This window comes from Actinomadura sp. CNU-125, from assembly GCF_001942465.1.
Taxonomy (GTDB): domain Bacteria; phylum Actinomycetota; class Actinomycetes; order Streptosporangiales; family Streptosporangiaceae; genus Spirillospora.
The window spans coordinates 84,084-100,311 of record NZ_MKJY01000222.1 but is presented as its reverse complement, the minus strand read 5'-3'; the positions used below and the strand labels follow the sequence as shown (position 1 = coordinate 100,311).

Annotated in this window: 14 protein-coding genes, 1 tRNA gene and 2 pseudogenes; 9 read left to right on the top strand and 8 right to left on the bottom strand. The window is 70.5% G+C overall.

Features of this window, described 5'->3' with window-relative positions; all coding sequences use genetic code 11:
• Positions 1–3: 3 nt before the first annotated feature.
• A complete protein-coding gene (locus BJF79_RS24785; protein WP_075900985.1) occupies positions 4–1,023 on the bottom strand; it encodes a ferredoxin reductase in 1,020 nt (339 codons plus the stop codon).
• A 327-nt stretch (positions 1,024–1,350) separates the two neighbouring features.
• On the opposite strand from BJF79_RS24785, the gene BJF79_RS24780 reads away from it, so the two are divergent.
• Together BJF79_RS24780 and BJF79_RS24775 are read left to right on the top strand one after the other, a co-directional pair.
• The gene (locus tag BJF79_RS24780; protein ID WP_262402525.1) at positions 1,351–2,853 is read left to right on the top strand and encodes an alpha/beta hydrolase; all 1,503 of its coding nucleotides are present in this window, start codon (positions 1,351–1,353) and stop codon (positions 2,851–2,853) included.
• Between the two features lie 63 nt (positions 2,854–2,916).
• Positions 2,917–2,992, top strand: a tRNA-Thr gene (locus BJF79_RS24775).
• Between the two features lie 138 nt (positions 2,993–3,130).
• Here the strand turns inward: BJF79_RS24775 and BJF79_RS24770 are convergent.
• From BJF79_RS24770 to BJF79_RS24760, 3 genes are all read right to left on the bottom strand, one after another.
• Positions 3,131–3,436, bottom strand: a complete 306-nt coding sequence (locus BJF79_RS24770; protein ID WP_075900863.1) for a hypothetical protein — start codon at positions 3,434–3,436, stop codon at positions 3,131–3,133.
• 21 nt (positions 3,437–3,457) lie between these two features.
• Complete coding sequence (locus BJF79_RS24765) at positions 3,458–3,709, bottom strand: hypothetical protein (protein ID WP_075900861.1); 252 nt, start codon at positions 3,707–3,709, stop codon at positions 3,458–3,460.
• 158 nt (positions 3,710–3,867) lie between these two features.
• Positions 3,868–4,254 (bottom strand): MarR family winged helix-turn-helix transcriptional regulator, encoded by a 387-nt coding sequence (locus BJF79_RS24760; protein WP_075900981.1) that lies wholly within the window; start codon positions 4,252–4,254, stop codon positions 3,868–3,870.
• An 87-nt stretch (positions 4,255–4,341) separates the two neighbouring features.
• Between BJF79_RS24760 and BJF79_RS24755 the strand changes: the two genes are divergently transcribed.
• Positions 4,342–5,772: an MFS transporter gene (locus BJF79_RS24755; protein ID WP_262402524.1), complete on the top strand. Its 1,431-nt coding sequence runs from the start codon at positions 4,342–4,344 to the stop codon at positions 5,770–5,772.
• A gap of 359 nt (positions 5,773–6,131) precedes the next feature.
• Here the strand turns inward: BJF79_RS24755 and BJF79_RS24750 are convergent, their stop codons facing one another.
• The 3 genes from BJF79_RS24750 to BJF79_RS24745 are packed head-to-tail and all read right to left on the bottom strand — an operon-like array spanning position 6,132 to position 9,210.
• Positions 6,132–8,615, bottom strand: coding sequence for a VIT domain-containing protein (locus BJF79_RS24750; protein WP_083733828.1), 2,484 nt, complete (start codon positions 8,613–8,615; stop codon positions 6,132–6,134).
• Complete coding sequence (locus tag BJF79_RS61420; RefSeq protein WP_262402523.1) at positions 8,612–8,818, bottom strand: hypothetical protein; 207 nt, start codon at positions 8,816–8,818, stop codon at positions 8,612–8,614. Before BJF79_RS61420 ends, BJF79_RS24750 begins: the two co-directional genes overlap by 4 nt.
• Positions 8,815–9,210 (bottom strand): helix-turn-helix domain-containing protein, encoded by a 396-nt coding sequence (locus BJF79_RS24745; protein WP_262402522.1) that lies wholly within the window; start codon positions 9,208–9,210, stop codon positions 8,815–8,817. Before BJF79_RS24745 ends, BJF79_RS61420 begins: the two co-directional genes overlap by 4 nt.
• Positions 9,211–9,399: 189 nt before the next feature.
• On the opposite strand from BJF79_RS24745, the gene BJF79_RS24740 reads away from it, so the two are divergent.
• A complete protein-coding gene (locus BJF79_RS24740; protein ID WP_075900855.1) occupies positions 9,400–10,743 on the top strand; it encodes an RNA polymerase sigma factor in 1,344 nt (447 codons plus the stop codon).
• A gap of 199 nt (positions 10,744–10,942) precedes the next feature.
• On the opposite strand, the pseudogene BJF79_RS24735 reads toward BJF79_RS24740, so the two are convergent.
• Positions 10,943–11,435 (bottom strand): annotated as a pseudogene (locus BJF79_RS24735) (inorganic diphosphatase).
• A gap of 111 nt (positions 11,436–11,546) precedes the next feature.
• Here BJF79_RS24735 and BJF79_RS61415 point away from each other — a divergent pair.
• The 5 genes and pseudogenes from BJF79_RS61415 to hpt all read left to right on the top strand — a co-directional run.
• Positions 11,547–12,641: pseudogene (locus BJF79_RS61415) on the top strand (D-alanyl-D-alanine carboxypeptidase); the annotation flags it as partial.
• Positions 12,642–12,730: 89 nt separating this feature from the next.
• Positions 12,731–12,979, top strand: a complete 249-nt coding sequence (locus BJF79_RS61410; RefSeq protein ID WP_262402521.1) for a D-alanyl-D-alanine carboxypeptidase — start codon at positions 12,731–12,733, stop codon at positions 12,977–12,979.
• Between the two features lie 126 nt (positions 12,980–13,105).
• On the top strand, positions 13,106–14,218 hold the full coding sequence (locus tag BJF79_RS24725) for a zinc-dependent metalloprotease (protein ID WP_075900853.1): 1,113 nt from the start codon (positions 13,106–13,108) through the stop codon (positions 14,216–14,218).
• Between the two features lie 48 nt (positions 14,219–14,266).
• Positions 14,267–15,346, top strand: coding sequence for a tRNA lysidine(34) synthetase TilS (gene tilS, locus BJF79_RS24720; RefSeq protein ID WP_143220149.1), 1,080 nt, complete (start codon positions 14,267–14,269; stop codon positions 15,344–15,346).
• Positions 15,347–15,443: 97 nt separating this feature from the next.
• Complete coding sequence (hpt, locus tag BJF79_RS24715) at positions 15,444–16,007, top strand: hypoxanthine phosphoribosyltransferase (RefSeq protein WP_075900849.1); 564 nt, start codon at positions 15,444–15,446, stop codon at positions 16,005–16,007.
• Positions 16,008–16,228 lie beyond the last annotated feature (221 nt).

Below are 16,228 nucleotides of genomic sequence, written 5' to 3'. Positions count from 1 at the left end.
TCCTCACAGTTCGATCTCCACCGGCCCGGCGGCCGCGTTCACGCACGTCTGGACGATCTCGCCCTCGTCCCCGTGCACCCGTCCCGTCCGCAGATCGCGCACCCGTCCGGCGGCGAGCCGCCCGACGCAGCCGTGGCAGATGCCCATCCGGCAGCCGCTCGGCAGCAGCGCGCCCGCGCCCTCCCCGGCGGCCAGCAACGTCGTCGCGCCGTCGGCCGCCACCTCGACGCCGCTCCGCGTGAAGCGGACGACCCCGCCGTCGCCGCCCGCCGCGGACAGCGCGGGCCGGAACCGCTCCACCCGGAGCCGCTCCGGAACACCGGCGTCGCGCCAGAGCCCCGCGAGACGCTCCAGCAGCCCCTCGGGGCCGCACGCCCAGGCGTCCCGCTCGGCCCAGTCGCCGGGAAGATCGTCCGGCGTGAACCGGCCCTCCACCAGCGTGTGCCGCTCGCGGAACCGCACCCCGGGCAGCCGCCGCAACTCGGCCCCGAAGATCACGTCGTCGGCCGTCCGCGCCGAATGCAGGAGCACGACGTCCGCCCTCGCCCCCCGCTCGGCGAGGTGCCGCAGCATGGACATCACCGGCGTGATCCCGCTGCCCGCGGTGACGAACAGCAGCCGTTCCGGCACCACCCGCGGCAGCACGAAGCCGCCCTCCGCCGCCCCCAGCCGGACGACCGCGCCCGGCCGGATCCGGTGCACCAGATGGCTCGACACGAACCCGTCCGGTGCGGCCTTCACCGTCACGGTGATCCGCCCGTCCGCGCGCGGCGGCGACGACAGCGAGAACGTCCGCCGGTGCAGCACACCGCCGATGTCCACCCCGACGCGGACCCACTGCCCCGGACGGTGCCCCCGCCACGCCCGTCCGGGCTTGATCACGAGCGTCGCCGCCCCGGGCGCCTCGTGCCGCACCGCCTCGACCCGTCCCCGCGGTTCGGCGGTGCTCCAGAGCGGATTGAGCAGCCCCAGGTAGTCGTCCGGCAGCAGCGGCGTCGTCAGCAGCCGCGTCGCTCGAAGCATGGTCACGTCGCCTCCCGAACCGGAACCTACTAGCGCGTAACCTACGGTCGCGTAACCAGGCGTCGCCCCACAAGACGCCGCCGCCGAAAGCGATCGGCATCACACCATCGCCCACCGTCCCATCGTTCAATGTAAACCTCGTCGCGGCCGTCGACCCGACCCGCCGGAAACGGGCATTCGCGAAACGGAGGGCTTCGAGCAGGGGATTCAGCGGCTCCCGGACGGCATAGAACGCCGATGCGCATCGTCGAAGTGGTGGTCCCGGCCCACCGGTAGACGTAGCGTAGGCACCGGCATACGAGCCGCAACGACGAGACGGGGGCCGGAGTGCGGGCAGCGAAGACCATCGGTGCGACGATCGCCTTGATGCTCACCGCGGTCACCGGATGTGACGGCGGGGGCGACGAGGCGACGATGGCGAGCCGCGTCCCGGAGGGCCTCGGCACCTTCTACGACCAGCGGCCCGACTGGCGCGACTGCGGCGGCGGCTTCCAGTGCGCGACCGTCCAGGTCCCGCTCGACTACGCCAAGCCCCAGAGCGAGAAGGTCGGCATCTCGGTGATCCGGCTCCCCGCCCGCGACAAGTCCGAACGCATCGGCTCGCTGTTCACGAACCCCGGCGGGCCCGGCGGTTCCGGCGTCGACTTCGTCCGCCAGGCCGCCGCCGCGTTCGGCGGCGACCTGCGCGCGCGCTTCGACATCGTCGGCTTCGACCCCCGCGGCGTCGGCGAGAGCGGCCCCGTCCGCTGCAACACCACGGACCAGCTCGACCGGTTCTTCGCCACCGACTCGTCCCCGGACGACCCGGACGAACGCAAAACCCTCGCCACACGCAGCGAACAGTTCGCGGACAACTGCGAAGCCAAGGAGAAGACCTCCCTCCCGCACGTCGGCACCGCCGACGCCGCCCGCGACATGGACGTCCTCCGCGCCGCCCTCGGCGACGACAAGCTCACCTACTACGGCGCGTCCTACGGCACCTACCTCGGCGCCTTCTACGCCGAACAGTTCCCGAAGAACGTCCGCGCGCTCGTCCTCGACGGCGCCGTCGACCCCCGCCTTTCCTCGACCGACATCCTGGTCGAGCAGGCCAAGGGCTTCGAGACCGCCTTCCGCGCCTTCGCCGAGGACTGCACCGCCCAGCCGGGCTGCCCCCTCGGCACGTCCACCGACGCGGCCGTCCAGAACCTCGAGAAGTTCCTCGCCGACACCGACCGGAAGCCCCTCACCGCCCGCGGCGACAGCCGCAAGGTCACCGAGTCCCTCGCCACGATGGGCATCGCGGCCGCCCTGTACGCCAAGGAGTACTGGCCGACCCTCCGCCAAGGTCTCACCCAGGCCATGCAGCGCGACGACGGAACCATCCTCCTCACGCTCGCCGACCAGATGGTCGACCGCGAGAACGGCTCCTACAGCAACCAGACGGACGCGAACATGGCCGTGAACTGCGTCGACAAGCCCAACCCGCCGGACGTCGACGCCTACGCCGAGGCCGTCGGGAAGGCCGAGAAGTCCGCGCCCCTCTTCGGCGAGTTCGTCGTCTGGGGCGGCCTCCCGTGCGTGTACTGGCCGACCCAGACCGACAAGGCGCCCGCCCCCGTGACCGCGAAGGGCTCCGCCCCCATCCTCGTCATCGGCACCACCCGCGACCCCGCGACCCCCTACTCGTGGGCCCAGAGCCTCGCCAGCCAGCTGCAGTCCGGCGTCCTGCTCACCCTGGACGGCGACGGCCACACCGCCTACCTGCAGGCCGATCCCTGCATCAGCCGGGCCACCGACCGGTACCTCGTCACCACCGAGCCGCCGAAGGACGGAACCGTGTGCCTCTGAAACCGGGTACGCAAGCACCCGCGAGACCCGGTAGACTTCATCCCGCCGTGCCTCGCACGGCGCGCCGCCTTAGCTCAGTCGGCAGAGCGATTCACTCGTAATGAATAGGTCATCGGTTCGATTCCGATAGGCGGCTCCACCTCAAAGCCCCCTTGCGATCACCGCAAGGGGGCTTTTGCGTGGCAGCACTCACATGCCCGGGGCGGTCGCGTCGATGGCATCCGGAAGCAGCGGACGAGGTTCGGCGCCTCCCGGATGGTGGAGGCGAGTTTCGAACTCAACTCAACGAAGGCCGATCGAGAATCTCGACGTACTGAATCTCGCCGAGGACGACGTCGAGAATGATCATTCCGCTGTCCGGCAGCAAGGCCACGCAACGATGGTGGGGACCGTACTTACCCTGCGGTGGCGGAGCCGTATAGAAGCTCTTACAGAAAGAGTCCTGGCATTCGCACCACTGCGTCAGCCGTAGGAACGGTACGGAGGCGGCGAGATCGTTCTCCCCTTCTGCGTGGAGAAGGTCAACGAGTTCACCGGTCAGCTCCGGAAACAGTTCGCCGATTCTTGGGGGCTCGTGGCTCATCGCAACGCTGTCTTCACCGCCTCACGTATGGACGTTCGGGCCGTCCTTGAGTTCGTAACCGCGTCGGTGCAGCAGTTGCATGGCGCGCAGGAGGTCTGTTTCTCCGGGCCACCAGTCCACCTTTTTCCAGTCTTCGCCGTGGTCGCGGTAAGCCCGCAGCAGGACCCCATCGGAGCGGAGTTTGAACCGTCCGAACACGAATCCGCCCGGCGGGTCTTCGTCGTAGTCGTACACCCACGTCCAGCGGGCGATTACCTCTTCCCTGTCCGCCATGACGGCGAGTTTACGCTCACGACCGTTCCGGTGCCGATGAACCGAATCCCCGAGGAAGCGACGACTTCATCGGGTCCTGATATCGCCCATCCGGGGTCGGAGAACCGCGACTTCACAGGGTGCCGTTCTCGGGGCCGGACGATCGTTCGGGCTCGGTGTCAGCGGACCGGCTCGGGTTCGAGGTGCTCGGCGAGGATCTTCAGGTGGGTGCCGCGGGCGGCGGTGTGGCGTTCGCGACCCTCTGCGGTGAGGCGGACGAACACGCCGCGGCGGTCGTCCGTGCAGATGGCGCGCTCCACCAGGCCGTGCTTCTCGAGACGGGCGACCGTGCGCGAGAGAGCGCTCTGGCTGAGGTACATGTCCGCGGCGATGTCCTGCATGCGGCGCTTCTCGCAGTTCGCCTCGACGAGCCGGTCCAGCGTCTCGTACTCGCTCATGCTGAGGCCGTGCGCCTCCTGCAAGACCCGATCGAGGTTGCACGCGACGGTGTTGTAGCAGGTCGCCAGCGTGCGCCAGCGGCTGATGAGAGCGGCCTCCGACTCCATGGCGCGCATCATACCATGCACATGCATTAGATGCGCAGGAATTTAATGCGTGGACATTGGATGCGTGTGCATGTACTGTCCTGCGGCGTGACTATCACCGACACCTCACCTGCCTCAGCCGTCCGCACACCACCCGAACAGACCTGGACTCCCCGGCTGTGGGGCGTCCTCGCCGTCCTGTGCGCCGTGCTGTTCCTCGACGGGCTCGACGTGTCCATGGTGGGCGTGGCGCTGCCTTCGATCGGCGCCGAACTCGGGCTGACCACCACATCGCTGCAGTGGATCGTGAACGGTTACGTCCTCGGGTACGGCGGCCTCCTGCTGCTGGGCGGACGGACGGCCGACCTGCTGGGCCGTCGCCGGGTCTTCCTCATCGCGCTGGCCGTCTTCGCCGTCGCGTCTTTGGTGGGCGGCCTGGTCGACAACGGCGCGCTGCTCATCGCCACCCGTTTCGTCAAGGGCCTCGCGGCGGCGTTCACCGCACCGACCGCACTGTCGATCCTGACCACCACGTTCCACGAGGGACCCGCGCGCAACCGGGCACTGTCGGTGTTCTCGGTGTTCGGCGCCAGTGGCTACTCGTCCGGATTGATCCTCGGCGGGCTGCTGACCAGCTTCGGCTGGCGCTGGACGTTCCTGACCCCGGTCCCGCTCGCCTTGGTGGCACTCGTCGCGGGCATCGCGCTGATCCCCCGTGACCGGCCCGCGGCGAACGGCGGACACGACCTCGTCGGCGCGGTGACGCTGACCGGCGGGATGCTGCTCGCCGTCTACACCGTGGTGTCGGCGCCCGAGCGCGGCTGGCTGGACCCGCTCACCGTCGTGTCCATCGTGGCGGCCGTGGCGCTGCTGGTCGGTTTCGTCGTCACCGAGAACCGGGTCCGGCACCCGCTGATCCGTCTCGGGATCCTGCGGGTCGGGACGATCGTCCGCGCGAACCTGAGCATCGTCGCGCTGTTCGGGTCATACCTGAGCTTCCAGTTCATGATGACGCTGTACCTGCAGGACGTTCTCGACTGGTCGCCGCTCAAGATGGCGATGGGGCTGCTGCCGGCCGGGCTCATCGTCGCGTTCGGCTCCCCCTTCGTCGGCCGCCTGATCGACCGGTACGGCACCGCGCCGCTGATCATCAGCTCGATGACGTCGCTGAGCCTCGGCTACGTCTGGTTCCTCGCGACCGCCGGGAACACCCCGCACTACACGTTCACCGTGCTCCCGACGATGATCCTGCTGGGCGGCGGGTTCGCGTTCGGATTCAGCTCCATCATGGGGCAGGCGACGGACGGCATCGACGACTCCGAGCAGGGACTCGCCTCCGGCCTCGTGCAGACGTCCGGACAGGTCGGCGCCGCCCTCGTCCTGGCGGGCGTCACCGCCCTGGTGGCGGGCGCCGCGCACGAGGGCGGCGACTTCGGCGGATTCCACGCCGGCGTCAACCTCGTCAGCGGGGTGGCCGTCGTCGGCCTCGCCCTCAACCTGATCCCCCTGTTCCGCGCCGCCCGAACCGCGCGCGCCTGACCGGACGAGCCCGTCGGTGCGGGTCCGGGCGAGCCCGGCCCCGCACGACGCACGCCAAGCCCGTCCCCGCCCCGACTGCAGGCGCGTCCCCGCACCGATGCCAGGCGCGTCCCGGCACCGATGCCAGGCGCGTCCCGGCACCGATGCCAGGCGCGTCCCCGCACCGATGCCAGGCGCGTCCCGGCACCGACCGCCGCACTCACGTAGCCGTCCGGCGCTCTCACCGTCTTCGCCCGATGGCCGACCGGCGCCGTGGCGAGGCCCACCCTGCCGCGAGGACGGCCGGTTCTGCGCGGCTGTCCCCAAGGCGTCCCGGCAACGCGACCGCCTCTCCACCGGCGCCCATACACGGCGCCGAGCTACCGAAGTGTCGGGCCGCGATTCGAGATGCGTCTTGCGCGGTGTCGATTCCGCAGGGGAGGCCCACCAGCGCGTTCGCGGTTTCGTTGTGGTTGTCGGCCTTTCGCTGCGGGTGCTGGTTCGGATGGAGTGTGTGGCTGCCGACTCGGGGACGGACGGTCATCGCCTGCCGCGTTTCCAGAAGGGGCGTCGAGGGGCGACGAAGTCGGAGAGGGTCTGGACGGTCCGGTCCCAGAGGGTTCGGACCTCTTCCTCGGTCGACGTGGGAGTGAGGGACTGCAGGGCGTCGCGGAGGGCGGCGAGGGGGCCGGTCTCCTGCGATTGCGCCTCCATTCGACGGACGATCGAGTCGAGCGCGGGGAGGAGTCGGTCGCGGAGGTGGGTGAGGCGGTCGTCGTGGGTTTCGGGGACGGTGCGGAGCCGTTCGAGCGCCTTGTCGATCTCCTCCCGCGGGGTGGGCGGGCGTTGGGCGAAGGCGGCGCGGGCGTCCGCCGGGGCGGGCCGGCCGGTGCGGCGTACGCCATGGGCGCAGGCGGGGCAGAGCCGGGGGCGGCCGGTGCGGGGAGTGACATCGGGGCGGCGGCCTGCAGGGTCTCGCCGCGGAGGAAGTCGGGGACGTCCATGGCGTCGCCGTGTTCCCATCCCGACGGCGATTCCACCGGCTGGACGACCTTGTGGGGTGCGCCGGCCTCCGTTACCTGGGTGTCGACGGCGACGAACGCCGTGAAGCGGCAGAGGACGCCGAACCGTAGGGATGTGTCGACGATGCGTTTTTCCAGGTTCTCGCCGACGGTGTAGCGGTCTTCGAGGTCGCGGAGGTGCGCGCGGGCCCAGAGGGCCGTGGCCGCGCGATCGGCGGTGGGGACGGCGGTCGCTCGCTGACTCCACGTTGTTCCGTCGGCGGTGTCGCCGCGGACGGTGAGGGAACCGGACGGGGCGCCGCGGTAGCGGCCCGAGATCACGAGGGGGACGCCGGGGAAGAGCGCGCCGAGTCGTGCGGGGGTCACCGAGCCGGAGACGATGTCGAGTTCGGATTCGAGGGAGAGGTTCGTCGCGATCGGGGCGGCGATCCGGTTGTGGAGGTTTTCCATCGCCTCGTCCAGGCGGTCCTCGGATTCGACCAGTTCGCAGTGGCCGCCGCCGATGGCGGCGAGGCGGTTGAGGAAGCCGGCGTTGACGGCCCGGTCGATGCCGATGGTGTGCACCCGGACCCCGCCCAGGCTCGGGGCGAGGCGGGCGATGATCTGGTCTTCGTTGCCGACCTGCCCGTCGGTGACCAGGACGAGGACGCGGTCGCGGGCGGGGTCGTCGAGCAGGGCGCCGGCCTTGGCGAGCGGTGCGAGCATCTCGGTGCCGCCGCGGGCGTCGAGGGACGCGAGGTGTTCGACGGCGCGGAACCGGTTGCGGTCGGTTCCCGCGGCGAGTGCGAGGTCGAGGCCGCGGGGGTGCTCGATGACGTTGTCGAAGGACAGGACGGCGAATCTGTCCTCGGTGCGGAGGGTGTCGACGATCCGGGCGGCGGCGCGGCGGGCGGCGACGATCTTCCAGCCCCGCATGCTGCCCGAACGGTCGAGGACGAGGACGACGTCGCGGGGTCGGGGACGGGCTTCGCCGGAGGGGAGCACGGTGAGGGTGAAGGTTCCCTCGTCGCCGGACTCGTCCGGGGCGGCGGCCAGGGCGGCGCTCTCCTGCTCGGCGTAGCGAAGGCGGAGGACGAAGTCGCGGTTCAGGCGTTCGCCGGGCCGCAGCCGGACCGTCGTTCGGCCGTTCTCGGTTTCCTCGGACACGACGTGCATGGCGGAGCCGATCTCGGTGAGTGGCAGGCCGACGGGGTCGATGTCGACGGCGATCGACAGGCGGACCGGGTTCGGGAAGCCGGGCAGGAGGACCGGCGGGCTGATCCGGGAGGCGTCCGGAACGGCGTCGGTGTCGTCGGACGTGCCGGGGCCGGCGCGTTCGTCGTCGAGCGGCGTGCCCGGGATGTAGCGGGGGGCCACCACGAGCGGGAAGCGGAAGGTCGAGTCGGTGGCGGAGTCGCGGGTGAGCGGCTGGTTCAGCCGGAGTTCGATCCTGACGCGTTCGCCCGGCTGTATGTTGCCGACCCGCATCGCGAAGACGTCGGGACGGTCCTCCTCGGCGATCGCGGCCCTGCGGCCGGAGGCGATCGCGGTGTCGTAGTCGCGTCTGGCCTGCCCGCGCTCCTTCAGGACTCCCTCGACGACCCGGCCGGCCGTTTCCATCCGCAGTGCGGTGACGGCCGCGCGGTCCGGCAGGGGGAAGATGTAGGTCGCCTCCAGCGGCACGTCGAACGGGTTGTGGAAACCCTGGGTGACGTCGATGCCGACGGCCGGGCCGGTGACGGTCGCGTGCACGTCGACACTGTCGAGCGGCAGGTTGCCCTTGCCGGTGCTGAGCGCGCCGAGCCCGCCGTCGTGGGCGTCTTGCTCGGCGGAATCGGGAAGCCGGTTGATTCGCACTGTCACTGGGACCTCCGGGGAGGAGTGGCGGATTCGGGGGACGCGATGAGGCCGCGGCGGCGCAGTTCGTCCAAGAGCGGCCGGGCGGCCGATTCGATGGCGGCGAGGTCGGCGGCGGAGAGGTCGGTCGACTCCAGTAGAAGGGTGAGGTCGGGGGCGAGGCGGACGCCTTGGACGATCGCCGGCCGGGGCGTGCGGCGGGCCGTCACGGTGGCGGGGCGGTGGGAGACGTCGGGGCGCCGACGCCAGAAGTTTTCCCGGGCCTCGCCTTCTTCGCCGGGCGCGGCGGAGGGCAGGGCGGCGATCCGTTCCAGCGCCTCGTCGGTGGCGGCGGCAGTTCGACCTGGATCTCGGCGATCGACCGCCCCGTGGCCTGGCGGCGTTTCACCGCGACGAGTTGGAGCAGGTGCCGGCGGCCGTAGAGGGCGGTGCGGCCGCGGCGGCCCAGGGGAGGGTCGATGAGGCCGATCGTGGTGTACCAGCGGATGAGCCGCTCGTTCGGCAGGTCGCGGACCCGGCCGTTGACCGGTGGGGAGTCGTGGTCGGCGAGGGCCGCGGTGGCGCGGTCCGCCAGCTCGCCGATCGTCCAGGTGCCGTCCATGTGACGATGATGACACTGTCATCGTGACAGTGTCAACTCGATCTTCGGGTCGCCCGTCACCAGTGGACAAAGTGGGTTAATTGTTACTTCCTTCGTAAAAGGAATAATGGGCTTCGAATGGAGTTCGGCACCCGGTCTGATCTAGTGAAATCGCCGGTAAAAGGACGTTGGAGCCCCTACCTTTCAGTCATGGACGACCAAGAACTGGTCGAGGCGCTGCGGGTGCGGGAACCGGACGCGCCGGCCTCGGTCTACGGCGCCTATGCCGACCGGCTGTACGCCTACTGCTGGTTCCGTACGCAGGCGCGGGACGATGCTCAGGTCGCTCTGCGCGACACTTTCGTCGCGGCGGAAGCGCACATCGACAAACTCCGTGACCCCGCACGGTTCGGGCCCTGGCTGTACGCCATTGCGCGCCTGCAGTGCGCGCGCAGGCCGCCTTCGGAAGACCGCACGCCCGATCCTCCCGTTGCGAGCCATGACCAGGAAGATGTCGATCAGCGGCTCATCTCCTGGAATGCCGTGCAGGCACTTTCGCCGATCTCGCAAGACGTTCTGGATCTGCATGTACGGCACGGGCTCCCGATCCCGGAACTGGCGGCCGTGCTGGGGCTCACGCCCGGCAACGTGCATGCGGCGCTCGTTCGCGCGCATACGGAACTCGAACAGACGCTGACGGCGGAGATGCTGGAGGGGCAAGGCCCTTACGGCTGTGCAGAGCGCGCTGCATTGCTGAAGGAAAGAAGCGGCGGGGCGGACGTGGACGGCCGTCTGCTGCGGCACGCGGAGGAGTGCTCGCAGTGTCAGGCGTTCCGTCCGCGCACCGTGTCGGCGTCCAAGGTGTTCGGCTTGCTGCCGGACGTCGCTCCGCCGGACGAACTGCAACTCCGGGTCGTGAGCTGCTTCACGGACCCCGAACTCGTCGGTTACCGGTTGTTCGTCGCGGCGGGCCTCACCGGCTTCACGGTGGCGGGCTTTCCCGTTCAGGGCGCCCAGCCCGATCGGACGTACCGTGCCGCCGCCTCGCGAAGAGCATGGAGGCGAGTCGCGTTGGTCGCCGCCACGGTCGTCGTGCTCGGAGGCGGGGGATTCGTATGGGTGTCTGCCAATGGAAGCGACCGGGACGCAGAGAGAGTCGAGACGGTCGTGGGGCCGAAACCCAGTCCCCAGCCGGGCAACAGCCGAGGGGCATCGCTTCCGGACGGCGACCCGGGGAACGCACCCGCACCGGGGCAGGAGTCACCCGAGACACCGATTCCAGGGCAGGACCCGGGTACGGACAACCGGGCTCTGGCCGGAAGCGGGTCGCCACCACCCTCCGGAGCCGGTCAAGAAGCGTCGCCACGCCCTCCCGCCGGTTCCTCGCACGTTCCCGTACCGCCGCGCCCACGCCCGTCCCCGGCCGGTCCGGCGTCGCCGTCGAAACCTCCGCCGTCCGGCGGAGACCCGCCCGTCACGACTCCGCCGCCGTCGCCCACGGACGAGCCGACGTCCCCGCCCGCGACCGGGCAGAGCCCGACACCGGCCGGTTGACGCCCGGACGACCGATTCCTGCGACGGCCGCCCACGGCACGTCCACCGCCGATGCGAGGACCCTCCCGCCGGGCGTCCCGTACGGAAGGGTCCTCATGTGCCCGGGCCGGACGATGCCGGACTGGGGAAGCAGACGGTGGGGAGTGGACGGCGGGGAGCGGATCGCGCCGTTCAGCGGCTCCCGTGCCCCTGGTGAGGCTCAGTGCTCGCCCTGCTCCACCGCGCGCTTGCGGGACCGCTCGATCTCGGCCTCGGCCTCGACGCGTCCGACCCAGCTGGCGCCCTCGACGGACTTGCCGGGCTCCAGGTCCTTGTAGACCTCGAAGAAGTGCTGGATCTCCAGGCGGTCGAACTCGGCGACGTGGTGGATGTCGCGCAGGTGCTCCATGCGGGGGTCGGTCGCGGGGACGCACAGGACCTTGTCGTCACCACCGGCCTCGTCCGTCATCCGGAACATGCCGACGGCGCGGCAGCGGATGAGGCAGCCGGGGAAGGTCGGCTCCTGCAGCAGGACGAGCGCGTCCAGGGGGTCCCCGTCCTCACCGAGGGTGTCCTCGATGAACCCGTAGTCGGCGGGATACTTGCGTCGACGTGAAGAGCATGCGGTCGAGACGGATGCGACCGCTCTCGTGGTCGATCTCGTACTTGTTCCGCTGACCCTTCGGGATCTCAATGGTGACGTCGAAATCCAAGATGTCCTCCGCTCCCTGCGCGTCGCAGTGATTAGTCTTTCGGGGGTCTGTGCGGGCGAGGCCGGCCCCCACGTTGGTGGGTGTTCCCTTATATAAGGATGTCGCACGTTGGTGAGTGCTGAGTGGGAGAGGGGTGGCGACGTGCCCGGACGGGGCCGTGCCCTCGTCTTGCTGTCACTGTCCCTCCTTAATGTTTTCGCCGTCACCGCGGCGCTCGCAGTGGTGAAACTCACACCGCCCCGGCATCTGTCGCCGCAGCCGCCGAGTGTGGCGGCGCGGGACGTCGTCCGGGTCTCGGCGGAGGTTCCCACCGAGGTCCCCGCCGCCGAGCCGGGCACGGGCCGCCCGCCGGACGCCTCCGTCCTGGCGGGACGGCTGTCCGGGGCGATCGGCGGCGCCGACACCGAGATCAGCGCCGTCGTGGTCGACGTGGCGACCGGGCAGGCGCTGTTCCGGCATCACGGCGACCGGCCGGCCACGCCCGCGTCGACGACGAAGCTGGCGACGTCGGTGGCGGCACTGGCCTCCGCCGGGCCGCGGCACCGGATCACCACCCGCGTCGTGCGCGGCGAAGGCGGCGGCATCGTACTGGTCGGAGGCGGGGATCCTACCCTGACCGCGTTCCCCGCGAGCCCAGAGGACGGCTCTCCGCGGTTCGCGTCCCTTATCGACCTGGCGCGGCAGACTGCGGCGTCGCTGAAGAAGACCGGGGACGCAGGCCAGGTTCGGGTGGACTATGACGTGTCCGCTTATCAGGGGTCGGGAGCCGCGCCTACCTGGAAGCCCAACTACATACCCGACGGTGAGGTCGCCCCCGTGTCGGCCCTGACCGTGGACAAGGGGAAGGTCGCTCCACAGGACCCGACCAAGCGGGCCCGGGTCTCCGATCCGGCGGCAGTGGCCACGGCGAAGTTCGCGAAGCTGCTCGCCGAGAACGGGGTGTCCGCCAAGGCGGGACGCAAGACGACCGCGACGGACGGGGCCGAACAGTTGGCGGCCGTGCAGTCGCCTCCTCTTTCGGTGCTCGTGGAATACCTGTTGACCGAGAGCGACAACGACGTGGCCGAGGCCGTGGCACGGCAGGTTGCGATCGACAAGGGGCTTCCTGCGTCGTTCCAAGGCGCGGCGCAGGCTGTCCAGCAGGTCTTGACCGAACTCGGCGTCGGCCAGGGCGTCACCGTCAACGACGGGAGCGGACTGTCGCCGAAGAACCGCATCGCGCCGGTCGCGCTGGCCCGGATCGTCTCGCTCGCCGCCGACGCGACCGTCCTGACCTGCGCGCCACCATCACGGGCATGCCCGTGGCCGGCTTCTCGGGCACGCTCAGCCCGCCCCGGTACACCGGACGGGCGAGCCGTGCGGGCGCCGGGGTCGTCCGCGCCAAGACGGGGACGCTCGCGGGCGTCAGCACCCTCGCGGGCCTCGTGCGCGACGCGGACGGCCGGTTGCTGGCTTTCGCGTTCATGCTGGGGGACGGGAAGGGCTACGTGAACCCGCTGACGCTCGACCGGCTGGCCGCCGAAGTCGCGCGCTGCGGCTGCTGAACGCGCGGCCGTCCGCGTGTGGGGAGTGCGCCACGGGAGATAACCAGAACGGTTGTTCGTTGAACGATCGTGCAGAGGCGCTTCGGCGCCGCGTCGAAACGTACGGTGGAGTACATGAGCGCCTCAATGATCGACTGGAACCTGGCGGTCCAGGCGGGGACCCGGCTCGTCCGTCCGGGCCCGCAGGTCAGCCACGCGGAGGCCCGTGAGGTCGTGGCGGAACTGCGCGAACTGTCCAAGCTGGCGCACGGGCACGTGCGGGAGTTCACCGGCATGTCCTCCGAACTCGACCCCGACCCGGCCACGATCGTGGACCGCCCCGGCTGGATCCGGGCGAACGTGGACGGCTTCAAGGTGGTGCTCGAACCGCTCATGGAGCAGATGTCGGAACGGCGCGGGCCGGGGCCGCTCGGGGGCGCGGGCAACCTGGTCGTGGACGCGGTCGGGTCGCGCGTGACCGGGATGCAGGTCGGCGCGATCCTCGCCTACATGGCGAGCCGTGTACTGGGACAGTACGAGCTGTTCCTCCCGCCTGACCCGGACGGACGCGCTCCCACGGGGCGGCTCACGCTCGTCGCGCCCAACATCGTCCACGTGGAACAGGAACTTCGCGTAGACCCGCGCGACTTCCGCCTGTGGGTCTGCCTCCACGAGGAGACGCACCGTGCGCAGTTCACCGCCGTGCCCTGGCTGCGCGAGTACGTGCAGAACCAGATGACCCAGTTCCTCTTGGCGTCCGACCTGGACCCGGGCGCGATGCTGGACCGGATCAAGGACGCCGCGGAGGCCGTCGCGGACGCCGTCCGGGGCGGGGAATCCAACCTCATCGACGCCATCCAGAGCCCGGAGCAGCGCGAGATCCTCGACCGGCTCACCGCCGTGATGACGCTCGCCGAGGGGCACGGCGACTACGTGATGGACGCGGTCGGCCCGGAGGTCGTGCCGTCCGTGCAGCAGATCCGGAACCGCTTCCAGGGGCGGCGCGAGGGCGGCAGCCGGATGGACAAGACGATCCGTCGCCTCCTCGGCCTCGACATGAAGATGAAGCAGTACGCGGAGGGCTCGCGGTTCGTCCGCCGGGTGGTCACCGAGGTGGGCATGACCGGTTTCAACAAGGTGTGGGACTCGCCGGAGAGCCTGCCGACCCACGTGGAGATCAAGGAACCCGACCTGTGGATCGCACGGGTCGTCGGCCCGCGCGCCATCGACGCGGTCCCGCCGGAGGCGAACGAGGCTTGAGTGGGTCCTGATCCGGCCGTCGCGACGGTACGTCTCGCGGTTCGGCGGATGCTGGCGGACCTGCCGCCGTCCCTGCCGCCGTCCCCGGGCGGACCCGCGGGAAAACCTGCGGGAGAACCCGCGGGGGCGGGTGCCGGACGGGCGACGGGACGGCCTGCGGGGATGGTGCTCGCCGCGTGCAGCGGAGGCGCGGACTCGCTGGCGCTCGCGGGGGCGCTGGCGTTCGTCGCGCCGCGGCTGGGGATTCCGGCAGGGGCCGTGACGATCGACCACGGCCTCCAGGAAGGATCCGGCGCGCGCGCTGATGCCGTCGTGCGCACGCTCGCCGACCTTGGGCTGGACCCGGTCGGGTCCGTCGCCGTCACAGTAGGAACACAGGGCGGCATGGAGAATGCGGCTCGTGACGCTCGGTACGCGGCGCTGGACGATGCTGCACTTCGTTTAGGCGCCACCGCGGTTCTTCTGGGGCACACGCTGAACGATCAGGCGGAGACCGTTCTGCTCGGGTTGGCGCGGGGTTCGGGCGCGCGGTCGCTGTCCGGTATGCCGCCCGAGTTCACGCGCCGTGCCGCCGCACCGTCCGCCGCACCGTCCGGCGAACAGGACGGCTCGGACGTCCGTTACCTGCGCCCCCTGCTCGAACTGGACCGGGCGACCACACGCCGTGCCTGCCTGGCGATGGGCCTCGAACCCTGGGACGACCCCCACAACGACGATCCCGCCTACACACGCGTGCGGGTCCGGAACGAGGCTTTGCCATCGCTGGAGAAGGCTCTGGGGCCGGGTGTCACGGAGGCGCTGGCCCGTACCGCACGGATGCTCCGTGAGGACGCGGACGTCCTGGACGATCTGGCGGCGCGCGCCTACGCGGATCTGCAGGCCCCGGAGGAGGGGTATGCCGTGGCCGTTCGCCTGGACGGGCTCGCGGGACTGCCCAGAGCCGTCCGGACGCGGGTACTGAGGGCGGCGGCGGTCAAAGCGGGCAGCCCACCGGGTACGCTCGCGGCCGTCCATATCGATGCGGTGGACCGGCTGGTCACGGCCTGGCGCGGCCAGCGGCACGTCGACCTGCCCGGGGGACTGATGGCCTGCAGGCGGTGTGGGAAGCTGCTGTTCGGCCCGGTTTGACGCCCGGTTCGCCGCGCCGCGGCGTCCGTTTTCCGCATTCTGCGGTACGTCGGCGGGTGCGCCGGACGTGCGCGATCACGACGATGAGGGTGGGGTTGTGGACGAGAAGGACCTGGGCGACGACCTGGCGAAGGTGCTGATCCCGGAGGCCGACCTGCAGGCCAAGGTGCGGGAGCTCGCCGCGCAGATCGACGCCGACTACGCGGGCCGGGACCTGCTCCTCGTCGGCGTCCTCAAGGGAGCCGTCATGATCATGGCGGACCTGGCGCGGGAGCTGCACACGCCCGCGTCGATGGACTGGATGGCGGTGTCGTCGTACGGGTCGGGCACGAAGTCGTCCGGCGTCGTGCGGATTCTGAAGGACCTGGACACCGACATCCTCGACCGCCACGTTCTGATCGTGGAGGACATCGTCGACTCGGGGCTGACGCTGTCGTGGCTGGTCAGCAACCTGCTTTCGCGTCGGCCGGCCTCCCTGGAGATCTGTGCGCTGCTGCGCAAGCCGGAGGCGGTCCAGGCCGACCTGGACGTGAAGTACATCGGGTTCGACATTCCGAACGAGTTCGTCATCGGATACGGGCTCGACTATGCGGAGCGATACCGGAATCTTCCGTTCGTCGGGACGCTCGCGCCGCACGTCTACGGCGGCGACGGGGCCTGAGCCGGACCGGGTGAACCGGCAGGAACGAGACGTCGGGGAACAAGCGGCCGTGGCGGATCGTTGCAAAGGTCGTTGACGGGTATAGGCGAAGGGCCAGGAGACAGCGCTGGCTGCGTCTGCCGCGCCCAGCGGTGTACCGTCGATGTCCCGGGCCCGTAAGGCCGGGGAGCCGAAGAAGGGGGACCGCCACGGTGGTCCGAAGCCACGGCGGGACCGTCGTT